We start from the raw sequence: 18,173 nt of genomic DNA, 5'->3' as shown, positions 1-18,173 counted from the left end.
ACGCATGCGGCGGTTTCAAACGCCGCTTTCGCGCTGCGGCAGCCCCTCGCTCGGAACCCAGCAAAAGCTTGCCTGCGCAAGCGTTTGAAGCCTGCAAATGAGGCTATAGGTGGAGCGCCGTTCGGTTAGCGAGCTTCAGGGCAGATCGTTGACCCGGCGCGCGGTCGCCGCCGCCCGAACCAGCTGTACGAACTCGGCGCGCTGCCCAAACGGATCCTGCCCCCGGGCCGTCTGGGCGACCTCGACGATATCCGGCCAGTCGAACGACGACCCAAGCCGAGGATCGTTCTTCAGCTTCTGGCCGAAGTCTGCGACGGCGACCGCCCATCGCGTCGATTCGGGAGCATTCGCCAGGGTCGGGAACGCGTCGGCAGAGCTGATTGGCCGCTCCAGCAGGCGCGACGCAGGTTGGCCCGGCAGCTTGTAGCGGATCTTCAGAAACGCCAGCTCCCCTGCCCCGCCGCCCGCCGGTGGTCGCGCCTGGCCATAACGAAGCGGGTCGACCGACGCCCGGGCGCCTGCTGGCGTGATCTCGTAGAGCGCGGTGACGGACGCTCCCGACCCCACCTCGCCCGCGTCCACCTGATCGTTGTTGAAGTCTTCCCGCGCCAGCATGCGGGTCTCGTAGCCGATCAACCGGTACTCACGGACGGTGGCCGGATTGAACTCGATCTGGATCTTCACATCGTCGGCGATCGGGAACAGCTGCTTCGAGAAGTCATCGCGAAACAGTCGACGCGCCTCGTTCAAGCTGTCGATGTAGGCCGCTGTCCCATTTCCATTCTGAGCCAGGGTCTGCATCATCACGTCGTTGTAGTTGCCCCGACCGAAGCCGAAGACGGACAGGTACGTCCCCTCTTTGCGCTTGTCGGCCACGAAGTCCTTCAGCTTCGAGGGATCCGCGACGCCGACGTTGAAGTCGCCGTCCGTCATCAGCACGACGCGGTTGATGGCCTTCGGATCGAAGTTCTCCCTCGCCAGGGCGTAGGCCAGCGCCAGCCCTTCTCCGCCAGCGGTGGAGCCGCCGGCCTGCAAGGTCTCCATCGCGCAACGCATCTTGAGCTTCTGACGTCCGCTCGTGGGCGCGAGCACCGCGCCTGCGGAACCCGCATAGGCGACCATGGCCACGCCGTCCTGCGGCCGAAGCTGGTCGATCAGCACGCCCAGGGCCTTGCGCGCCAGGGGCAAGCGATCTTCGGACATCATCGAACCTGAGGTGTCGATCAGGAACACCAGGTTCAACGGCGGCCGTTCGCGCGCCGCGCTCTCATACCCCTGCAGACCGACATGCAGAATCTGCCGCTCGGATGACCAGGGCGAAGGAGCCACGGCGACGAACGGACGGAACGGCGTCTGGGCGTTCTCAGGCCGCGGGTAACTGTAGTCGAAGTAGTTGATCATCTCCTCGACACGCACCGCGTCGGCGGGCGGAAGGCGACCGTCATTCAGGAACCGCCGGACGTTGGAATAGGAGGCCGTGTCCACGTCGATGGAGAAGGTGGATACCGGCGCCTCAGCCACTTGGCGAACCGGATTGGCAAGCGCGCCGGGGTAGCGCTCCGTCTCCGTCCGCATTGGAACCGGCGGCACGGGAAGCGGCGGAATCCTGGGAACGCTTGGCACGCCAACCGGCGGCCGAGCCTGAAAGCTCGGTGGTGGCGGCGGGGGCGGCGGCGGCGGCGGCGGGGCTGGCGCGCCCGGCCGAGGATCCTCGATGCGCTGGGACACCGGTGGGACAGGGAGAGGCGGAAGCTGCGGCACGTATACCGGCGCGCTTTGCATGCGGCCTGTGATCACGCCCCTTCGAGCCGGCGGCTCGCCGACGCGGTAGCCGAGGGCCTGGCAGGCTTCCGGGGTCACGCCCCCATCCGGGGCCGCTGGCGCGGCGGTGACTGGCGGGGCTGCGGTGATAGCGCTGAGGCCGGCCAGAACGACCAGACGGGACTTGGACGACATCCTGAACTCCACGCGAGCCGATCCCCTGCCGCAACTACACGTGGTTCGCTCTAGGTATGCAAGGGGCTGTTGTGGCCGCACAGCGGTATCGATCCACAGGCTTGAGACCGTGAGCCGAAATAATCCGAACTCCGGCGTTGACAGTCCGCCGGCCCGGAAATATCAGACCGGCCTTCGCAGGCCTCCGGGCCACACGCGGGTGTAGCTCAGTTGGTTAGAGCGCCGGCCTGTCACGCCGGAGGCCGCGGGTTCAAGTCCCGTCACTCGCGCCACTTCCTCTCAAAATCGATACGGATCAGGAAGTGGCGCCCGCCATATCGGTGGACATGCGCACACGATGCGGCGAACGACGCACTAGCCTCCTGCCGGTCGCTCCAAGTCAACGCGCTCGATCCGCCAGCGGCGTTGGGCGCCGGTGGAGCCCGGCACGTCGTTGATCCTCCGCATGACCACCTTGCCCGTGCGCTCAGTCTCGCCGCCGGCCTTCAGCCGCCCGTTCAGGGACAGGGGCATTTCCACGTAGAGCGATCCGGCCGCCCCTTGGACGGCGCCCGGAGGCCCGACCTCGGCGGCAAGCGTCTCGAACGCCGCCATCTGCTCTAACAACGCTGCGCGGCTCGCCTGCCCGGCCTCGGTCCAATCTGCGTCCGTCGCCCGCCCTGCCGCAGCGCGTGCGAACCAGGCTCGGGCGACGCCTGCGGCTTCCGCGCCCGGATCTTGGGTCGCTGGCGCCGGCGTCGTGGGTTTTGGCGTCCCGCCGACGCGACAGGTGATCCCCGGATCGCTGGCGATGTCTTCGCCGTCCTTGAGAACGCTCAGGCGTCCCTCATCCATGCCGCGGGTCCACCACTGCAGCCCGTAGCCCACGTACCGAACGCCGCTTGCCGCCCGCGCGGCCTTCATCGGAATGGGCCGGCCTCGATAGCGGACCATCGCGCTGCTGTCGTCAGGGTAGCCGGCCTCGATGGTCTCGCCGTTCTCGCAGAGATAGGTGCGAACACCGGGATCGGGGTTCACCGGCTGCCCTGAAGCCATCTCAGGCGTGGCTGTTTCGTTCGGCGCGGCGGCGGGCGCTCGCTCGCAAGCGCCGAGAAGCAGGATGAGTGCGACGCCCGCTCCTACTCTGTGCGCAGGCTTTTCAGCGCGTCCGACCATTTCACCAGCTCGTCCAGCATCAGCTTCGCGGAAGCCTCGTGCAGCTCATTGGCAAGAAAGCGGCGCTCTTCGTCCAGCAGCTTGGAGGCCGTGGGGATCGGCACGCTTTCCGGCAGCGGCATGATCCGCACAGACGTGAGCAGCGACTTGGCGGCTTGTGCGGCTCGCAAGCCGCCCGAGACGCCGCCGTAGCTGACGATCCCCGCCGGCTTATAGGTCCACTCGTGGTAGACGTAGTTCACCGCGTTCACGAAGCTCGGCGGGGGACAAAAGTTGTACTCGGGCATCACGAAGGCATAGGCGTCAGCGGCCGCCACACTGGCGCTCCAGCGGCGGGTGTGCTCGTGCTCGTACTTGCCGGTGCGAGGGTGGTTCGGCTCGTCGTAGATCGGCAGATTGAAGTCGGCGAGATCGACCAGCTCCACCTCGAAGCGGCCGTGCCGATGGGCCGCCTCCTGCACCCAGCGGCCGATCGAGGGACCGATCCGTCCAGGACGCGTGGAACAGACGATCACGTGCAGCTTGGGGGCCATGTGGTGCTCCGGTTGGTGACTTTTTCGATCGCGCAGCCGCCTAGAACGCCGCCTGCGCCTCGAGGATCTGCTCTCTCAGGCGCGGCGGAAGCGACAGGTCCGAAGCCTGGGCGTTCTCCGCCAGGTGCGCAGGGCGCGTGGTTCCGATGACCGCGCAGGCCACGTCGCGGTTTTCCAGCACATAGGCCAGGGCGGCCTGGGAACCGGTGATCCCCGGCTGCCGGTGAAGGAACGAGAAGCGCGCCCCTCTCGCAACCTCGCCGCGGTGCCGCATCAGGCCGCGAGCGGCGTACCAGAGGTCCTGCGGGCCGCGGATCTTGGCGACCTTTAGGCCGGTATGCCCCATCGCCAGCGCCATTCCGGCCAGGACGCCCTTCCCTGCCGACGCAGCCGCTGCGATCAGTGGCTCACGCTCCGGGCGCAGGACATTGTAATCGATCATGACGGCGTCGATGGTCGGCAGGCCAATCACGTGCCGGACCACGTCGGGATCGAAACTGTTGACCCCCACGGCTCGGACAAGCCCCCTCGCCTTGAGCTGCTCCAGCGCGCCGAGCAGCTCGTCCGTGAGCTCAGGGATCGACGGCCCGTGCAGTTGCAGCAGCCCCAAGGCCTCAAGCCCGAGGTTGCGGAGGCTGCGCTCTGTGCTGCCCACGATCCATTCGGGGGAGAAGTCGCGGGCGATCCGCCCGCCGCCGGCATGGAAGGTCCCCGCCTTCGAGGCGACCACGAGGCGCGAAACGTCCTGACCTGTCAGAGCACGGCCCAGCCGCGGCTCGGCCTCGCCAGCCGAATAGCTCGCGCCCGTGTCGAAGAAGGTGATGCCCAGATCGATTGCCTGGTGAACGAGCCCCAGAGCGGCGGCCTCCGAAAACCGCGGCTTGCCCCACCAGCTGGCGCAGCCGTAGCCGATCTCCGAGACAGTCAGGCCGGTGCGGCCGAACAGGCGGTAGCGCATCCGCACGAGGCTCCGGGGAAATGGTGGGCGGCGACGGGTTCGAACCGCCGACCCCCTGGGTGTAAACCAGGTGCTCTGACCAGCTGAGCTAGCCGCCCGCCTTGAAGGCCGGCTTCTTCTAGAGAAGTCCGGCCGCCGCGCCTAGCGCAGCAACGCTGCAACCACCACCGACAGGCCGATAAGGCCGAAGATCGAGGCGGCGATGATCCGCACGAGCTTCAGCGAAATGACCTTCGTGGCCGCCTCGCCCAGGAGCACCGCGGGCACATTGGCCAGCATCATGCCCAGGGTCGTGCCGGCGGTCACCCAGACCAGCTGGTGGAATCTCGCAGCCAGGAGGCTGGTGGCGATCTGGGTCTTGTCCCCGATCTCCACCAGGAAGAAGGCCACCAGCGTGGTCAGGAAGACGCCGCCATGGCTCTTGGCGGCCGCATCTTCGTCTTCCTTGTCGGGGATCAAGGCCCACCCAGCCATGCCCATGAAGGCGAGCCCCACCACCACCTGAAAGAGCCGGCCCGAGAGCCACTGGGCGATGTAGTACCCGACGCCGGCGGCGACCGCGTGGTTCAGAAGAGTGGCGACGAAGATGCCAAGGATGATCGGAACGGGCCGGCGAAACCGCGCCGCCAGCACCATGGCCAGCAGTTGGGTCTTGTCGCCGATCTCCGCGATCGCGACCACGCCTGTCGATACGAGCAGCGCTTCCAAGAAAATTCCCCCCGAGGCCGGCGCACGACGATGCATTGACCTCCGCCGGCCTCGGCCGAAGGTCTGCATCGTCGGTCTCGCCAATTCAGGCCTGAAGGCCCGCCGCCCGCGCCATGGCCTTGCGGCCAAGTTTGTTGACGCGAGCTTCGCTGGAGCGAACGGCTACTCCCCGAAGATGCGGCGGCGTTTAGCTGAGCTCGATCGGAGTCGCCAACAAAAAAGCGGCCGCCGGACGGCGGCCGCGCACCCTGTGTCGGACTCTGCAGTTCAGGCGTTCAGCGTGTTCTTGAGCGCGTCGCCGACCCTGAAGCGGCAACTCGCGGAGGCCGGGCGCTTCACGGCCTCGCCCGTGCGCGGGTTGCGCGCCACGCCGGCCGCGCGCTTCACCGGCACGAAGCTGCCGAAGCCCACCAGCCGAACTTCCTTGCCAGCTTTCAACGAGGTCGAAACCGAGGAGATGAACGCGTCGACCGCCTCCTTCGCCTGGGTCTTGTTCAGTCCAGCCTTGTCGGCGATCGCAGCGACAAGCTCGGCCTTCGTCATGTGCGTCATCTCCCAACCATCTCTTCTCATTCAAGGCGGTCGGGCGTCTTTGCGCGCCCCTCGCTGGGTCCGATTAAGGACTGCTGGAGCTTGGCCGTCAAACGAGAGCGGCGCGGGATTGCTCCCGCGCCGCCCCTTGTCACCAAATGTGATCGAACCTCGTGCGCTTAGTGCGTCAGGACGGGCTCGACCTCGGGCTCTTCAGCCACGGCCACCGGCTGGTCCGACTCTGACCATTCGATCGGGGTCGGCTGCCGGATCAGCGCATGGGACAGAACCTCGTCCATCGTGGAGACCGGAATGATTTCCATGCCTTCCTTCACGTTGGCCGGGATGTCCGCCAGATCCTTCTCGTTCTCGGTCGGGATCAGCACGGTCTTCACGCCGGAGCGCAGAGCCGCCAGCAGCTTTTCCTTCAGACCGCCGATCGCCGTCACCCGCCCGCGCAGGGTCACTTCGCCGGTCATGGCGATGTCCTTGCGGATCGGGATGCCGGTCAGCACCGACACGATGGCGGTGGCCATTGCCGCACCGGCCGACGGGCCGTCCTTCGGGGTCGCCCCGTCCGGAACGTGGATGTGCACGTCGGTCCGCTCGAACACCGGCGGCTCGATGCCGAACCGGGTCGCCCGGCTGCGAACATAGGAGTTCGCCGCCGAGATGCTTTCCTTCATGACGTCCTTCAGGTTGCCCGTGACGGTCATGCGGCCCTTGCCGGGCATCTTGACCGCTTCGATCGTCAGGATGTCGCCGCCGAACTCGGTGTAGGCCAGGCCGGTGATGATGCCGACCTGATCTTCCGCGTCCGTCTCGCCGTAGCGGTACTTCTTGACGCCCGCGTACTTGGCCAGGCGCTCCTCGTCGATGGTGATCGACGTCAGCTTCTCCCGAGCCAGGTCCCGAACCGTCTTGCGCGCCAGGTTGCCCAGTTCCCGCTCCAGCGAGCGGACGCCGGCTTCCCGCGTGTAGTAGCGGATCAGGTCGCGGATCGCCGCTTCCGGAACGATGAACTCTTCCGGCTTCAGGCCGTGATCCTTGGCCAGCTTCGGCAGGACGTGCCGCTTGGCGATCTCCACCTTCTCATCCTCGGTGTACCCGGGGATGCGGATGATCTCCATGCGGTCCAGCAGCGGCTGGGGCATGTTCAGGCTGTTGGCCGTGGTGACGAACATCACCGGCGACAGGTCGTAGTCCACTTCGAGGTAGTGGTCCGCGAAGGTGGTGTTCTGCGACGGGTCCAGCACTTCGAGCAGCGCCGACGACGGATCCCCGCGCCAGTCCGAGCCCATCTTGTCGATCTCGTCGAGCAGGAAGAAGGCGTTGGTGGTCTTGGCCTTCTTCATCGACTGGATGACCTTGCCCGGCATGGAGCCGATGTAGGTCCGGCGGTGACCGCGGATCTCGGCTTCGTCACGCACGCCGCCCAGGGCCACCCGCACGAACTCGCGGCTGGTCGCCTTGGCGATGGACTTGCCCAGCGAGGTCTTGCCGACGCCCGGAGGACCGACGAGGCACAGGATCGGGCCCTTCAGCGAACCCACGCGGCTCTGCACCGCCAAGTACTCGAGGATCCGCTCTTTCACCTTGTCGAGGCCGTAGTGATCCTCGTTGAGGATGTCCTCGGCCTTCTGCAGGTCGATCGGCTTCTGCTTGGCCTTGCCCCACGGGATCGACAGCAGCCAGTCGAGGTAGTTCCGGACCACCGTCGATTCAGCCGACATCGGACTCATGTTGCGGAGCTTCTTCAGCTCGCCTTCCGCCTTTTGACGGGCTTCCTTGGAGAGCTTGGTCTTCTTGATCCGCTTCTCGAGCTCGAGCAGCTCGTCGCGGTGATCGTCCTGTTCGCCCAGCTCGCGCTGGATCGCCTTCATCTGCTCGTTCAGATAGTACTCGCGCTGCGTCTTCTCCATCTGACGCTTCACGCGGTTCCGGATCTTCTTCTCCGTCTGCATCACGGAGATCTCGCCCTCCATCAGGGCGTAGACCTTCTCCAGACGCTTCACGACGTTGAAGACCTCGAGCAGCTGCTGCTTTTCAGAGATCTTGACCGACAGGTGGCTGGCGATGCGGTCGGCCAGCTCGCCCGGGTTCTCGATCTGCGGGATCGCAGCCAGCGCCTCGGGCGGCACCTTCTTGTTCAGTTTGACGTAGTTCTCGAACTGCTCGACCACCGCCCGCGACAGGGCTTCGGCTTCGGGCGAGCCCGAACCGTCTTCCTGCACATAGGCGATCTCGGCTTCGTAGAAGTCCTCCTGATCGGTGAACCGGGAGATGCCGGCGCGGGCGCGGCCTTCCACCAGCACCTTCACGGTGCCGTCGGGCAGCTTCAGAAGCTGCAGGACCGTGGCGACCACGCCCACGTCGTAGATGGCTTGCGGCGACGGATCGTCGTCGTCCTTGTCCTTTTGGGTGGCGAGCAGGATCTGCTTGCCCTCGTTGCGCATCGCTTCTTCCAGCGCGCGCACCGATTTCTCACGGCCCACGAACAGAGGCACCGGCTGGTGCGGAAAGACCACGATGTCCCGCAGGGGCAGGATGGGGAGGATCTTTATCTCGGACATGATGCTTCAACTCCTGGCCGGCCCGTTTTGTGCGTTTCGAGCTCGGCTCCGGATCGTGGTCACTCAAACGATGCGCTTGAGTCGGACGACCCGTCCGCCTTCACACGGCGGCTCTTGAACGATTTATGTGGACGGTTTCCCGCCGCTTTCAAGCAGAGCAAGGACCGTGCGCGACACTGCGCCTCAGCGCCATCCACAGGCTAGCTTGACTGCGGAAGGCTGGACCGTTCGTGCAAGGTTGTGCCCCGCCCATGCGCCTAGGTGGGGATCAGGGCCCCAGGGAGCAAGCATGCTCTCCCTCTGGCGCCCCGCTGCGCCCAAAGGATAGTTCGGAACCTCTACTTTGGAGACCCGTTGCAGTTGCGATGTCGGGTGCAGTTCAAGTCGAAGAGACGCCGGAAGAACGGCTGGAGCGCTATCGGCGCATGGCTGATTCGACGCGCGAACTCGCCGCCCGCAGCGACGATGCCGAAATTCGCAGCGCCTACCTCGAGCTCGCCGCCAAATGGGTCCGGCTGGCTGAACAGGCGGCGCGCGACGTGACCGGCCCCGAGCCTCTTGCGCCGACCTCGGCCAGTCAGACGCGCTTGTCGGATGACCGCGCGCACGCCTGATCTCATTTGATTGTGCGCTTCGGCGCCGGAAGGCCTAGGGTGCGGCTTCCTCGGGAGCTGGGCCATGTCCTCTTCGGTCTACGAACAGAAGCTCGCCCGCCTTGGTCGCCTGGTCGTTGCGCTAGGCCTCGGTCGCGCGGCTGAACTCACCATGCTGGCGTCCGATCCCGACAACATCACCTCGCAACGTCTGCCTGGCGAGGAAGGTGAGTTCGTTCAGCTGATGTCCGAAACGCTTGGCGACGTTGCGGACGATCGCTTGCGGTTCAACGCTCACAGCTGAGCGCGCGCAGTTGATCTCGGCGTCTTTCCGGTGAAGCCTGCAGGCTCGATCCGGGGGACCCAAATGCTCGACCGTCGCCATCTGCTTGCTGCCGCCGCCGCCCTGCCGCTCGCTACGCCCTTGCACGCGTTCGGGCAGACGCCCCCGGCAGGTTACGGCACCCCCCTGCGCACCTCCCCCTTCGCACCGGAGGTCTACCGCGCCCGACGGCAGCGGTTGATGTCGGAGCTGAAGGGCGGCGTGGCCGTGCTCTACGGCGCAGAAGCCGTGGTCACGGACGCCCCAACCGCACCCCCGTTCACCCAGAACGAGGACTTCGCCTGGCTGACCGGCATCGTTGACGAGCCAGGCGCCGTTCTGGTCCTCGCGCCCACGGAACGGACGTTCCGCGAATGGCTGCTGCTCCCCTCCCGCAACACCGAAGCCGAACGCTGGGAGCAGGAGCGCCTGCCGCTGGGTGAGGAAATCGAACGCCGCACCGGCTTCCAGCGGGTGGCCCGTCGCGGGACCTTGGGCAGTCTGGTGACCTCCCTCGCCTCGCGCTCGGGCGAGTTGCACTACCTGGGGCCCATCGGCTCGGCGGATGCCCCAGTGGCGAAGGAGCTGGAGCTCTACGGCAAGGTTTCCGCCCGCGTACCAGGCGCTCGCACGGTCGACAGCACGGCGGTCCTGCCCCGCCTGCGGCTCGTCAAGGAGCCGCGGGAGATGGAGCTGATCCGCCAGGCCATCGCGGCCACCCGGCGCGGCATAGAAGCGGGCATGCGCGCCGTCCGGCCAGGCATGACCGAGTACCAGTTGAAGGACATCATCGAGGGCGAGTTCAAGGCCGCGGGCGCGCGCGGCCTTGCCTTTGACAGCATCGTGGCGGCCGGTCGCAACAACGCCTCGCTGCACTACACCGCCGGCGACGGACCGATCCGCTCAGGCGATCTCGTGCTCTGCGATGTCGGCGCTTCCATGGGCCACTACGCATCCGACATCACGCGGACCTTTCCCGTGGACGGCCGCTTCACGCCCGAGCAGCGGCGCGTCTACGAAACAGTGCTCCGCGCCCAGGAAGCCGCACGGGCCAAGCTCAGGGCCGGCGTCATGTACGAAGATCTGCAGGAAACCGCTCGGGCGGTCATCCGCCAGGCCGGCCATGGCGACGATTTCTACCATGGCCTTGGCCACTTCGTCGGACTGAACGTCCACGAAGGCGGCGATTATTCCAAGCCCCTCCCCGCCGGGGCGGTCATCACCATCGAGCCCGGGATCTACATGCAGAGCCGCGGCTTCGGCGTGCGCATCGAGGACGACTTCCTGATCACCGCCACGGGCAGCGAACACCTGAGCCGCGACATTCCTCGCACGGTCGAGGAGATCGAACGCTTCATGGCTGCCGGCCGAACCTGAGCGCTGTGCGCTAGCTGCGACGCCGCAAGGCAGCGACGCTCAGGACAGCGGCAAGTCCGACGATAGCTACGCCGGCCGCCGCGCGCAGTTCCGGCTTCTTCCACCCGCCGTGGATCTCGGCGCCTTCCGCCATGGGCCGGAACACCGCCCCGTCGCTGATCGGCGCGCGGGGCGCGACCTTGAACCACGCCTCCATGTAGCGCCCCATCGCCCAGACCACCGGGCCCGGCGCCAGGAAGTGACCGAGGCGGATGAGGCTGGCGGTGAAGCCGAGCACGCGCGCGTTCTGAGGCTTACGGGCGAGGCCCACCATGGCCTTGGCGACCCGGCGCGGGTCATAGACCAGAGGCAGAGGCTTCAGCTCGCGTCCGACATAGTTCGCGCCATGCGACACGCCCGGGGTGTCGAGGAACGTCGGGAAGACATCGCAGACCCGGATCCCCGGCCAGGGCGCCAACTCCCCACGTAGCGCCTCCGAGTAGCCCCGCAGGCCGAACTTGCTCGCGCTGTAAGCCACGGCGTAGGGCGCAGGCGCGAAGGCGCCCAGCGAGTTCGTGTTGATCAGGACGCCGCGTCCGCGCGCCTTAAAGTGCGGCACCACCGCGTGCGCGCCGTGGATGTGCCCCAGCAGGTTGGCCTTGAGCACCTGCTCGTGCGCCTCGATCGGGGTCTCCTCGAAGGCGCCGACGGCTCCGATCCCGACATTGTTGATCCAGACGTCGATGCGGCCGAAGCGGGCGATGGCCGCCTGGGCCAGCGCCTTGACCTGCCCGGCGTCGGTCGCGTCCGCGGTGACCGCCAGGGCCGATGGCCCCAGGGCCTCGCACTCCTGCCGGACCTCCTCCAGCAATTCCGATCGGCGGGCTGCGACCACCACGTGGGCGCCTTCACGAGCGAACGCCACCGCGGCGGCGCGGCCAAGACCGCTGGAGCCGCCCAGGATCACCACCACCGCGCCTTCCGGATCGATCCCGGCCGGCAGGCGCAGCGGACGTGGCTGAATGGCAGGTCGGTTCGTCTGGAGCATGGCGGCCTCGCGCTCTGGGTGCACGCCGCCGAAACCTCATCCGAGGCTGCAGGTTCCGTTAGCTCAGCACCTTGGCGATGCTGGCCGCCGCTGGGCCCAGCAGCACGTGGAGGCTTGTAGCGGAAGGCGTGGCGAGACCCCGCACGCCCAGGGCCTGAAGCCGCGCCAGGTCAGCGCGAGCGCTTGAGCCCAGGTCGAACAGCAGACGGCCGTCGCAAACCGTCACGGCCTTCAGGTTCTCCCGACCACCAAGTGCGGCAAGCCAGGCGCTGCGATCCAGATCGGCGTCCTGGGGCAGCCCGCTGACTGGCGAAGACAGGCTTGCTCGGATCTCCGAGGCCACCTGATCGGCTTCCGGGCCCAGCACCACCTGCAGCGCCTTGGCGGAGGGTCTCACCACGCCTTTTGCACCTAGCGCCTTCAAGGCCGCTTCGTCGGCTTTGGCTTGGTCCGCCACGACCAGCCGCAGCCGCGTGGTGCAGGCGTCGACGCTTTCCAGATTGGCTGCCCCGCCCAAGGCGGCGATGAAGTCGCGTCCTCGATGTCCGGTCGGCTGCGCAGCCGCAGCTTCCGCCAGGGTCGTGGCGGCCTCGCGCCCGGGAGTCTTCAGGTCGAAGCGAACGATCGCCCAGCGGAACACGCCGTAATAGAGCCCGAAGTAGCCGACGCCGATCGGGATCAGCAGCAGCGGCCGCGTGGCCTTGCCATAGTTCAGCACATAGTCGAACAGCCCGGCCGAGAAGCCGAAGCCAAGCTTCACGTCCAGCAGGCTGGTGATGATGAAGGCCAGCCCCGTCAGCACCGCGTGCACCGCATAGAGCGCTGGCGCCAGGAACATGAAGCTGAACTCGATGGGCTCGGTGATCCCCGTCAGGAACGAGGTCAGCCCCATGGACAGCAGCATGCCGCCCACCGCCGCGCGGCGCTCCTTGGCGGCGGCGTGGTACATGGCCAGGCATGCGGCCGGCAGGCCGAACATCATGACCGGGAAGAAGCCCGCCATGAAGGTTCCGGCGGTGGGGTCGCCGGCAAAGAACCGCTTCAGGTCCCCCGTCGCCCCGCCATAATCGCCGACGATAAACCAGGCCAGGTTGTTCAGGATGTGGTGCAGGCCGGTGACGATCAGAACTCGGTTCAGAACGCCGTAGACGAAGAGCCCCAGTTCACCGGAGCCGATGATGGCGCGGCTGGCGGCGTCCATGCCGCCGCTGATCACCTCATAGGAACTGCCGACCAGAGCGGCGATGACCAGCCCCGCCAATCCGCTGACGATGGGCACGAAGCGACGGCCGCCGAAGAAGGCCAGATAGGGCGGCACCTTGGTGTTGCAGAACCGGTTGTAGAGCAGCCCGCCGGCCAGGCCTGAAAAGATGCCGATCGGCACCCCCAGCTTGGCGATCCCCTTGCTCTTGAACGCCGCCTCGCCAAGCGCGACGGCGTCGCCGCTCAGGCCCCTCAAGGCCTCCGGCGGCACATGCAAGAGGGTCTGGGCGGCCTGGGTGGCGATAAGGAAACAGACCACGCCGGCTAGTCCCGCCGCGCCGTGGTTGTCACGGGCAAGCCCGACGGCGACGCCGGCGGCGAACAGCAGGCCGAGGTTGGCGAACACTGCGTCGCCCGCCGCCGCGACGAACGGGATGTTCAGCAGGTCCTGCTGCCCAAGCCGCAGCAGCAGCGCGGCCGCCGGCAGCACCGCGATGGGCAGCATCAGCGCTCGGCCGAGGGACTGCAGGGATTCAAGGGGAGACCGCATGCGCCGGCTCCGTTCAGGTGTGGCCGACGAGGTTGCGAACAGCCTCAGCGGAAGGTTGAGCAAGGGCTTGCACGGCCAGGTCACGGCAGTTCGCCAGCAACAGGCTGCGAACCTGCGCCTTCGCCTCGGCGACGGCGCCTGAGATCATCGACAGACGGCTGACCCCAAGCCCCAGCAGGATCGGAATGGCCGCAGGATCCGCGGCCAAGCCCCCGCAAACGCTGACGGATCGGCCGTGGCGCGCGGCGCCTTCGCAGGTGCGGGCGACCAGACCGAGAACCGCCGGGTCGAGACCGTCCACTTCCGCAGCCAGCTCCGGGTTTCCGCGATCCATGGCCAGGCCGTACTGCGTCAGATCGTTGGTCCCGATGGAGAAGAAGTCCGCTTCCGCGGCGAGCTGTGTAGAAACCATGGCCGCCGCGGGAGTCTCGATCATGACGCCAAGCTCAGGCGCGTGATCCAGGTCGAGCTCCTTGCGCGCATCGTCCAGTGCGGATCGCACCGCTCGCAGTTCGGACATCCGCGCGACCATGGGAACCATGATGCTGCAGGCGCCCACTGGCGCAGCCCGCAGAATGGCGCGCAGCTGCGCCTTCAGCAGCTGCGGCCGACGCAGCAGCAGACGCACGCCGCGGACGCCCAGCGCCGGGTTCTCTTCGTCGGTTTGCGGCAGGTAGGGCGCGGCCTTGTCGCCGCCCACGTCCAGCAGACGGATGACGACCGGGCGGCCGTCCATCGCCTCGAGAATCTGCCGGTACTCCTCGGCTTGCTCGTCCTCGCTGGGCGGCGTTTCGCGATGCAGGAACAGGAACTCGGTCCGCAACAGCCCAGAGCCGTCCGCGCCCGCGGCGACGGCGGCCCGTGCGTCGGCCAAGGAGCCGAGGTTCGACAGAACAGGCGTCGTGACGCCGTCGAGGGTGACAGCTGGCGAGCCGGCGGCGGCGCGCGCTGCGGCGCGCCGCTCGGCCCTCGCCGCAAGCCGGACCTGCGCCGCTTCCAGCGCCTTGGCGTCGGGCGCCACCGACAAGGTCGCACTGTCAGCGTCCAGGATCAGGCCAGCGCCATCGGGCACGGACAGCACGCCCGGACCCGCGGCAACCACCGCCGGAATGCCCATGGCGGCGGCAAGGATGGCCACGTGCGACGTGGGTCCGCCTCGCGCCGTGCAGACGCCGAGAATGCGGCCCGGCTCCGAGCCCATCAGCTGAGACGGGAGCAGTTCGTCCGCCAGCAGGATCGAGCCTTGGGGGATCTCAGGCCCGGCGTCCGCCTCGCCCGTGATGATCGCGAGAACTCGGCGCTCCAGGTCCTTCAGATCGTCGACGCGCTCAGCCATTCGCGGGTCGGCAAGCCCACGAAGAGCCTCCGCGAAGCCATTGGTGGCGGCCCGCCAAGCGAAACCCGCGCTTCTGCCTTCTCCAACCAGCCGTTCGGCTTCGGCCACCAGCTCGGGGTCTTCCGCGAACCCGGCATGTGCGGACAGGATGGCTTTGCGCGTCGGATCGGCTTCGGCTTCCGAGGCCGCCGCGATGTGGGTGCGCACCGTGGCCAGCGCAGCCACCAGCGCCGCCTGCTCGTGAGCGACGCCTTGGCCAGCCTCCGGGACACGCATCTCACTTTGCGCGAAGCGCGCCGCCCGACCGATCGCCAAGCCCGGCGCGGCCGTCACGCCGCGCAGAACACCATCGCTCAGGGTCGGCGTGATTGTCTCGACCGACGCCTGCGGCTTCGGCTGCGTCGAGGCGAGCGGCTTGCCCTCGCCCATTCCGCTCTCGATCAGCGCATAGACGGCGTCCAGCGCGGCCTCCGCGTCGGCGCCCGCCGCGATCACCACCGCCTCGTCGCCGTGGCGCAATCCCAACGACATCAGGGCGACGGGGCTGCGGGCGCTGACCTTGCGCCCCGCCCGGCCGACCCAAATCTCCGCCGCGAACCTCTTCGCCGTCTCGGCGATGCGTGCGGCGGGGCGGGCGTGAACGCCATGCGCCAGACTGATCCGCAGGCTGCGTGACACCTCGGGACCCAGCGTCGCGGCGCCGTGCACGGCTGCGCCGTTCGTGCGGCTAAGCTCCAGCACGGGCTCGCCCGCACGAACGGCCCGGTCCGTAAGCCGCCGAGCCACGGCGTAAGGGCCCAGGCTGGTGAGCACCATCGGGGTGATCAGGCTCTTGGCGCGCCTGGCCAGCAGATCGAGGTCGAAGCGCAGCAACGGATCGCCAAGCCGCACGCGATCGCCGTCCCTGACCAACGGCTCGAACCCTTCGCCGCCCAAAGCGACCGTTTCCAGGCCCACGTGCAGCAGGATCTCGAGCCCGCCGTCCGCCCGCAGAGTCACGGCGTGGCGCGCCGCATGAACGCCGATGACCACGGCGTCCAGCGGCGCATGCAGCACGGAGCCTATGGGGTCGATCGCGACGCCGTCCCCCAGCATGGCCTCCGCAAACACCGGATCGGGCGCCTCGCTCAGCGGCGCGCACCAGCCACCCAGCGGCGAGGCCAGAACCAGGTCAGCGGCCACGCGCCGCCTCCCCAAGGCTAAGCCGGTCCAGAGCCCAATAGGGATCAATGCCCGTCTGGGTGAAAGTCATGCAAAGGTCGTGTCGCCCCTCGACCGGCGCGATGGTCCCGCGCACGGTGGTGACGCCTGCGTTCTGGACGGCCGGGGCGAGCGGGATGGCGGCGATGATCTCCCCTTCGCAACCGTCACGACGCACGACTAGTTCGCCCTGCGGCGTGGCCGGGGCCGGATGGCGGATCTGCTTGATCGCGTCACCGATCTGGAAGTTGAACGGCAGCTGGCCCACCGACGCCTCGAGCGTGCGGACGCCGGTCAGGTCCGCTCCTTCCCAGATCCAGCACGGGTTCATGATATCGACGAAGAAGGTCGTGTGACGTCCACCTGTCGGCGCATCGTCGTGCAGGTTCAGCGGGATGCCGTTGCTGCAGAGCTTGAGCTCCTGGCTTCGCCGCGTCCGCTCGGACAGCTTCACCGCCACTGGGGTGATCGGCACGTCCGAGATGACCGCGCCCAGAGCACGTTCACGCGCGATTTCGGGACCAAGCCGCTGGCTGAACGAGCCGAAGTCACGCTTGGCGGCCGGTGACCAGCCAGTCTCCGCGACCGCGAACGCGCGCGGGTAAGCCAGGCGCGAGACCTGCTCTTCCGTCCGCATGTGCTCGGTCCAAAGCTGCGCCTGCACGCCCAGCACATGCTTGCGCTGCGCTTCATCGAGGGCGGCAGGCACCGGGTCGAAGTCGTAGACCTGCTTCAGGTCGATCAGCAGCCCCCGTCCCAGCGGCTCGATGGACAGGTCTCCCTGCCGGTGGTCGAGGTAGTAGGTGGGCGCCGCCGCCATGACGGTGTCGTGACCCATCTTGGCGGCGATGATCGCGCCGTCCGCACCGCGCCAGGACATCACCGTGGCGCCCTTGCTGACGCCGCCCTCCAGGATCTCGTCCCAGCCGATCATCTTGCGGCCGCGCGAGCTGACGTGCTGCTCCATGCGCGACATAAACCAGCCCTGCAGGGCCGTTTCGTTGCCGATGTGGAGTTCCTTCATCCGCGCCTGAACGGCGGGGCTCGTCTCCCACTGCGGCTTGACCGCCTCGTCGCCGCCCAGGTGGATGTACTTGCCGGGGAACAGCTCGATGACCTCGTCCAGCACGTCGGCGAGGAACGCGAACGTCGACTCCTCCACGTTGAACAGGTTGTCGAGAACGCCCCATTCATTGGACGGCGTCGCCGGCGGCGGGGTCACCGAAGCGAGCTGCGGATAGGCCGCGATCGCCGCCGTGGCGTGGCCCGGCATCTCGATCTCAGGCACGATGGTGATGTGCCGTGCGGCCGCATAGGCGACCACCTCACGCACCTGAGCTTGCGTGTAGAAGCCGCCGATCTGGCGAGGCTTTCCAGTCTTCGGATCGATGTCGGCCGCGGGGCCGGGACCCGCCGGCACGCGCCAGGCGCCGACTTCGGTCAGCTTCGGATACTTACGGATCTCCAGCCGCCAGGCCTGATCATCCGTCAGGTGCCAGTGGAAGGTGTTCAGCTTGGCGCGGGCCATCCGGTCGATGAAGCCCTTGATGTAGTCCACGCTCTGGAAGTGCCGCGCGCTGTCGAGCATCAGCCCCCGCCAGGCGAACCGCGGCGCGTCCTCGATCTGCACGGCATCGATCTTCACCGGGCCTTTGCCAGCGGTCGCGGTCGCCAGCTGCCAAGCGGTGACGCCGCCATAGAAGAGGCCCGCGTCGTCCGCGGCCGTGACCACAATGCCTTCCGGCGTCACGTCGAGGCGATAAGCCTCGCCGGCAGGCCCGCCGCGGCGGAAGACCACGGCGCTGCGCCCGTCACCCTCTCCGCTCGACACCTTGAGGTTCAGCCCACGGCTACGCCGCATCAAGTCCGCGAAGTAGTCGGCTGCGGCGCGGGCGCCGGCATCACCGGCAGGCGTCACCACGGGGGTCCGGGCCGATAGCTGGAAGCTCCCTTCCCCAGGTCGCTCCACGGCGGGAGCCGGCACAAGGGGCGCAGGTGCGGCCGCAGCGGCTCCCGAAACGGACGCGGCCATGCAGGCCAGAGCGAGGAACAGATGCGGACGCTTCATTGTACGTCACCCACGGCGAAAGAAGCGGAGGCGACGCGGGCGCACCGCGCCGCCTCCGAGTCGTAGGGGATTAGACTGCAAGA

Annotated in this window: 14 protein-coding genes, 2 tRNA genes and 1 riboswitch; of the genes, 4 read left to right on the top strand and 12 right to left on the bottom strand. The window is 67.6% G+C overall.

The features are described 5' to 3' along the window. Positions 1–135: 135 nt before the first annotated feature. Positions 136–1,575 (bottom strand): vWA domain-containing protein, encoded by a 1,440-nt coding sequence (locus DJ018_RS11960; protein WP_240609531.1) that lies wholly within the window; start codon positions 1,573–1,575, stop codon positions 136–138. Positions 1,576–2,151: 576 nt separating this feature from the next. Between DJ018_RS11960 and DJ018_RS11955 the strand changes: the two genes are divergently transcribed. Then, positions 2,152–2,228 (top strand) — tRNA-Asp (locus DJ018_RS11955). An 82-nt stretch (positions 2,229–2,310) separates the two neighbouring features. Here DJ018_RS11955 and DJ018_RS11950 read toward each other — a convergent pair. From DJ018_RS11950 to lon, 7 genes are all read right to left on the bottom strand, one after another. Then, positions 2,311–2,991 carry an MliC family protein gene (locus DJ018_RS11950; protein WP_165842902.1) on the bottom strand — a complete coding sequence of 227 codons (681 nt, stop codon included), beginning with the start codon at positions 2,989–2,991 and terminating at the stop codon, positions 2,311–2,313. A gap of 83 nt (positions 2,992–3,074) precedes the next feature. Continuing rightward, complete coding sequence (locus tag DJ018_RS11945) at positions 3,075–3,644, bottom strand: NADPH-dependent FMN reductase (protein WP_111515167.1); 570 nt, start codon at positions 3,642–3,644, stop codon at positions 3,075–3,077. A gap of 40 nt (positions 3,645–3,684) precedes the next feature. Further along, a complete protein-coding gene (locus DJ018_RS11940; protein WP_111515166.1) occupies positions 3,685–4,602 on the bottom strand; it encodes an aldo/keto reductase in 918 nt (305 codons plus the stop codon). 21 nt (positions 4,603–4,623) lie between these two features. Beyond that, positions 4,624–4,700: transfer RNA gene (locus DJ018_RS11935), tRNA-Val, on the bottom strand. Positions 4,701–4,743: 43 nt separating this feature from the next. Continuing rightward, entirely contained in the window at positions 4,744–5,310 is a 567-nt protein-coding gene (locus DJ018_RS11930; RefSeq protein WP_111515165.1) for a TMEM165/GDT1 family protein, read from the bottom strand. 87 nt (positions 5,311–5,397) lie between these two features. Beyond that, a riboswitch (yybP-ykoY riboswitch) is annotated at positions 5,398–5,494 on the bottom strand. Positions 5,495–5,577: 83 nt separating this feature from the next. After that, a complete protein-coding gene (locus DJ018_RS11925; RefSeq protein WP_420849513.1) occupies positions 5,578–5,853 on the bottom strand; it encodes an HU family DNA-binding protein in 276 nt (91 codons plus the stop codon). A gap of 167 nt (positions 5,854–6,020) precedes the next feature. Next, positions 6,021–8,414, bottom strand: coding sequence for an endopeptidase La (lon, locus tag DJ018_RS11920; RefSeq protein ID WP_111515163.1), 2,394 nt, complete (start codon positions 8,412–8,414; stop codon positions 6,021–6,023). Between the two features lie 425 nt (positions 8,415–8,839). Between lon and DJ018_RS11915 the strand changes: the two genes are divergently transcribed. The 3 genes from DJ018_RS11915 (at position 8,840) to DJ018_RS11905 (ending at position 10,706) form a co-directional block, all read left to right on the top strand. After that, the gene (locus tag DJ018_RS11915) at positions 8,840–9,028 is read left to right on the top strand and encodes a hypothetical protein (protein WP_133254279.1); all 189 of its coding nucleotides are present in this window, start codon (positions 8,840–8,842) and stop codon (positions 9,026–9,028) included. 64 nt (positions 9,029–9,092) lie between these two features. Further along, positions 9,093–9,311, top strand: coding sequence for a hypothetical protein (locus DJ018_RS11910; protein WP_111515161.1), 219 nt, complete (start codon positions 9,093–9,095; stop codon positions 9,309–9,311). Positions 9,312–9,374: 63 nt separating this feature from the next. Then, a complete protein-coding gene (locus DJ018_RS11905; protein ID WP_111515160.1) occupies positions 9,375–10,706 on the top strand; it encodes a M24 family metallopeptidase in 1,332 nt (443 codons plus the stop codon). A 10-nt stretch (positions 10,707–10,716) separates the two neighbouring features. Here the strand turns inward: DJ018_RS11905 and DJ018_RS11900 are convergent, their stop codons facing one another. From DJ018_RS11900 to DJ018_RS11885, 4 genes are read right to left on the bottom strand one after another with little or no spacing between them, the layout of a single operon-like run. Beyond that, positions 10,717–11,733: an SDR family oxidoreductase gene (locus DJ018_RS11900; protein WP_111515159.1), complete on the bottom strand. Its 1,017-nt coding sequence runs from the start codon at positions 11,731–11,733 to the stop codon at positions 10,717–10,719. A 58-nt stretch (positions 11,734–11,791) separates the two neighbouring features. Continuing rightward, a complete protein-coding gene (gene nagE / locus DJ018_RS11895; protein WP_111515158.1) occupies positions 11,792–13,486 on the bottom strand; it encodes an N-acetylglucosamine-specific PTS transporter subunit IIBC in 1,695 nt (564 codons plus the stop codon). A gap of 13 nt (positions 13,487–13,499) precedes the next feature. After that, positions 13,500–16,004 carry a phosphoenolpyruvate--protein phosphotransferase gene (gene ptsP / locus DJ018_RS11890; protein WP_240609530.1) on the bottom strand — a complete coding sequence of 835 codons (2,505 nt, stop codon included), beginning with the start codon at positions 16,002–16,004 and terminating at the stop codon, positions 13,500–13,502. Then, the gene (locus DJ018_RS11885; RefSeq protein ID WP_111515157.1) at positions 15,994–18,090 is read right to left on the bottom strand and encodes a family 20 glycosylhydrolase; all 2,097 of its coding nucleotides are present in this window, start codon (positions 18,088–18,090) and stop codon (positions 15,994–15,996) included. Before DJ018_RS11885 ends, ptsP begins: the two co-directional genes overlap by 11 nt. Positions 18,091–18,173 lie beyond the last annotated feature (83 nt).

The sequence above is a fragment of the Phenylobacterium deserti genome, from assembly GCF_003254705.1.
Taxonomy (GTDB): Bacteria; Pseudomonadota; Alphaproteobacteria; order Caulobacterales; family Caulobacteraceae; genus Phenylobacterium; species Phenylobacterium deserti.
The sequence above is the reverse complement of the archived record's forward strand: the minus strand, read 5'-3'. Positions and strand labels throughout refer to the sequence as shown.

Coding starts and splice junctions, on each gene's coding strand:
- DJ018_RS11945 (WP_111515167.1), bottom strand. CDS start 3,644: ATGGCCCCCAAGCTGCACGTGATCGTCTGTTCCACGCGTCCTGGACGG.
- DJ018_RS11885 (WP_111515157.1), bottom strand. CDS start 18,090: ATGAAGCGTCCGCATCTGTTCCTCGCTCTGGCCTGCATGGCCGCGTCC.
- DJ018_RS11915 (WP_133254279.1), top strand. CDS start 8,840: ATGGCTGATTCGACGCGCGAACTCGCCGCCCGCAGCGACGATGCCGAA.
- DJ018_RS11960 (WP_240609531.1), bottom strand. CDS start 1,575: ATGCGGACGGAGACGGAGCGCTACCCCGGCGCGCTTGCCAATCCGGTT.
- DJ018_RS11950 (WP_165842902.1), bottom strand. CDS start 2,991: ATGGCTTCAGGGCAGCCGGTGAACCCCGATCCCGGTGTTCGCACCTAT.
- lon (WP_111515163.1), bottom strand. CDS start 8,414: ATGTCCGAGATAAAGATCCTCCCCATCCTGCCCCTGCGGGACATCGTG.
- DJ018_RS11900 (WP_111515159.1), bottom strand. CDS start 11,733: ATGCTCCAGACGAACCGACCTGCCATTCAGCCACGTCCGCTGCGCCTG.
- DJ018_RS11940 (WP_111515166.1), bottom strand. CDS start 4,602: ATGCGCTACCGCCTGTTCGGCCGCACCGGCCTGACTGTCTCGGAGATC.
- DJ018_RS11910 (WP_111515161.1), top strand. CDS start 9,093: ATGTCCTCTTCGGTCTACGAACAGAAGCTCGCCCGCCTTGGTCGCCTG.
- DJ018_RS11905 (WP_111515160.1), top strand. CDS start 9,375: ATGCTCGACCGTCGCCATCTGCTTGCTGCCGCCGCCGCCCTGCCGCTC.
- DJ018_RS11925 (WP_420849513.1), bottom strand. CDS start 5,853: ATGACGAAGGCCGAGCTTGTCGCTGCGATCGCCGACAAGGCTGGACTG.
- nagE (WP_111515158.1), bottom strand. CDS start 13,486: ATGCGGTCTCCCCTTGAATCCCTGCAGTCCCTCGGCCGAGCGCTGATG.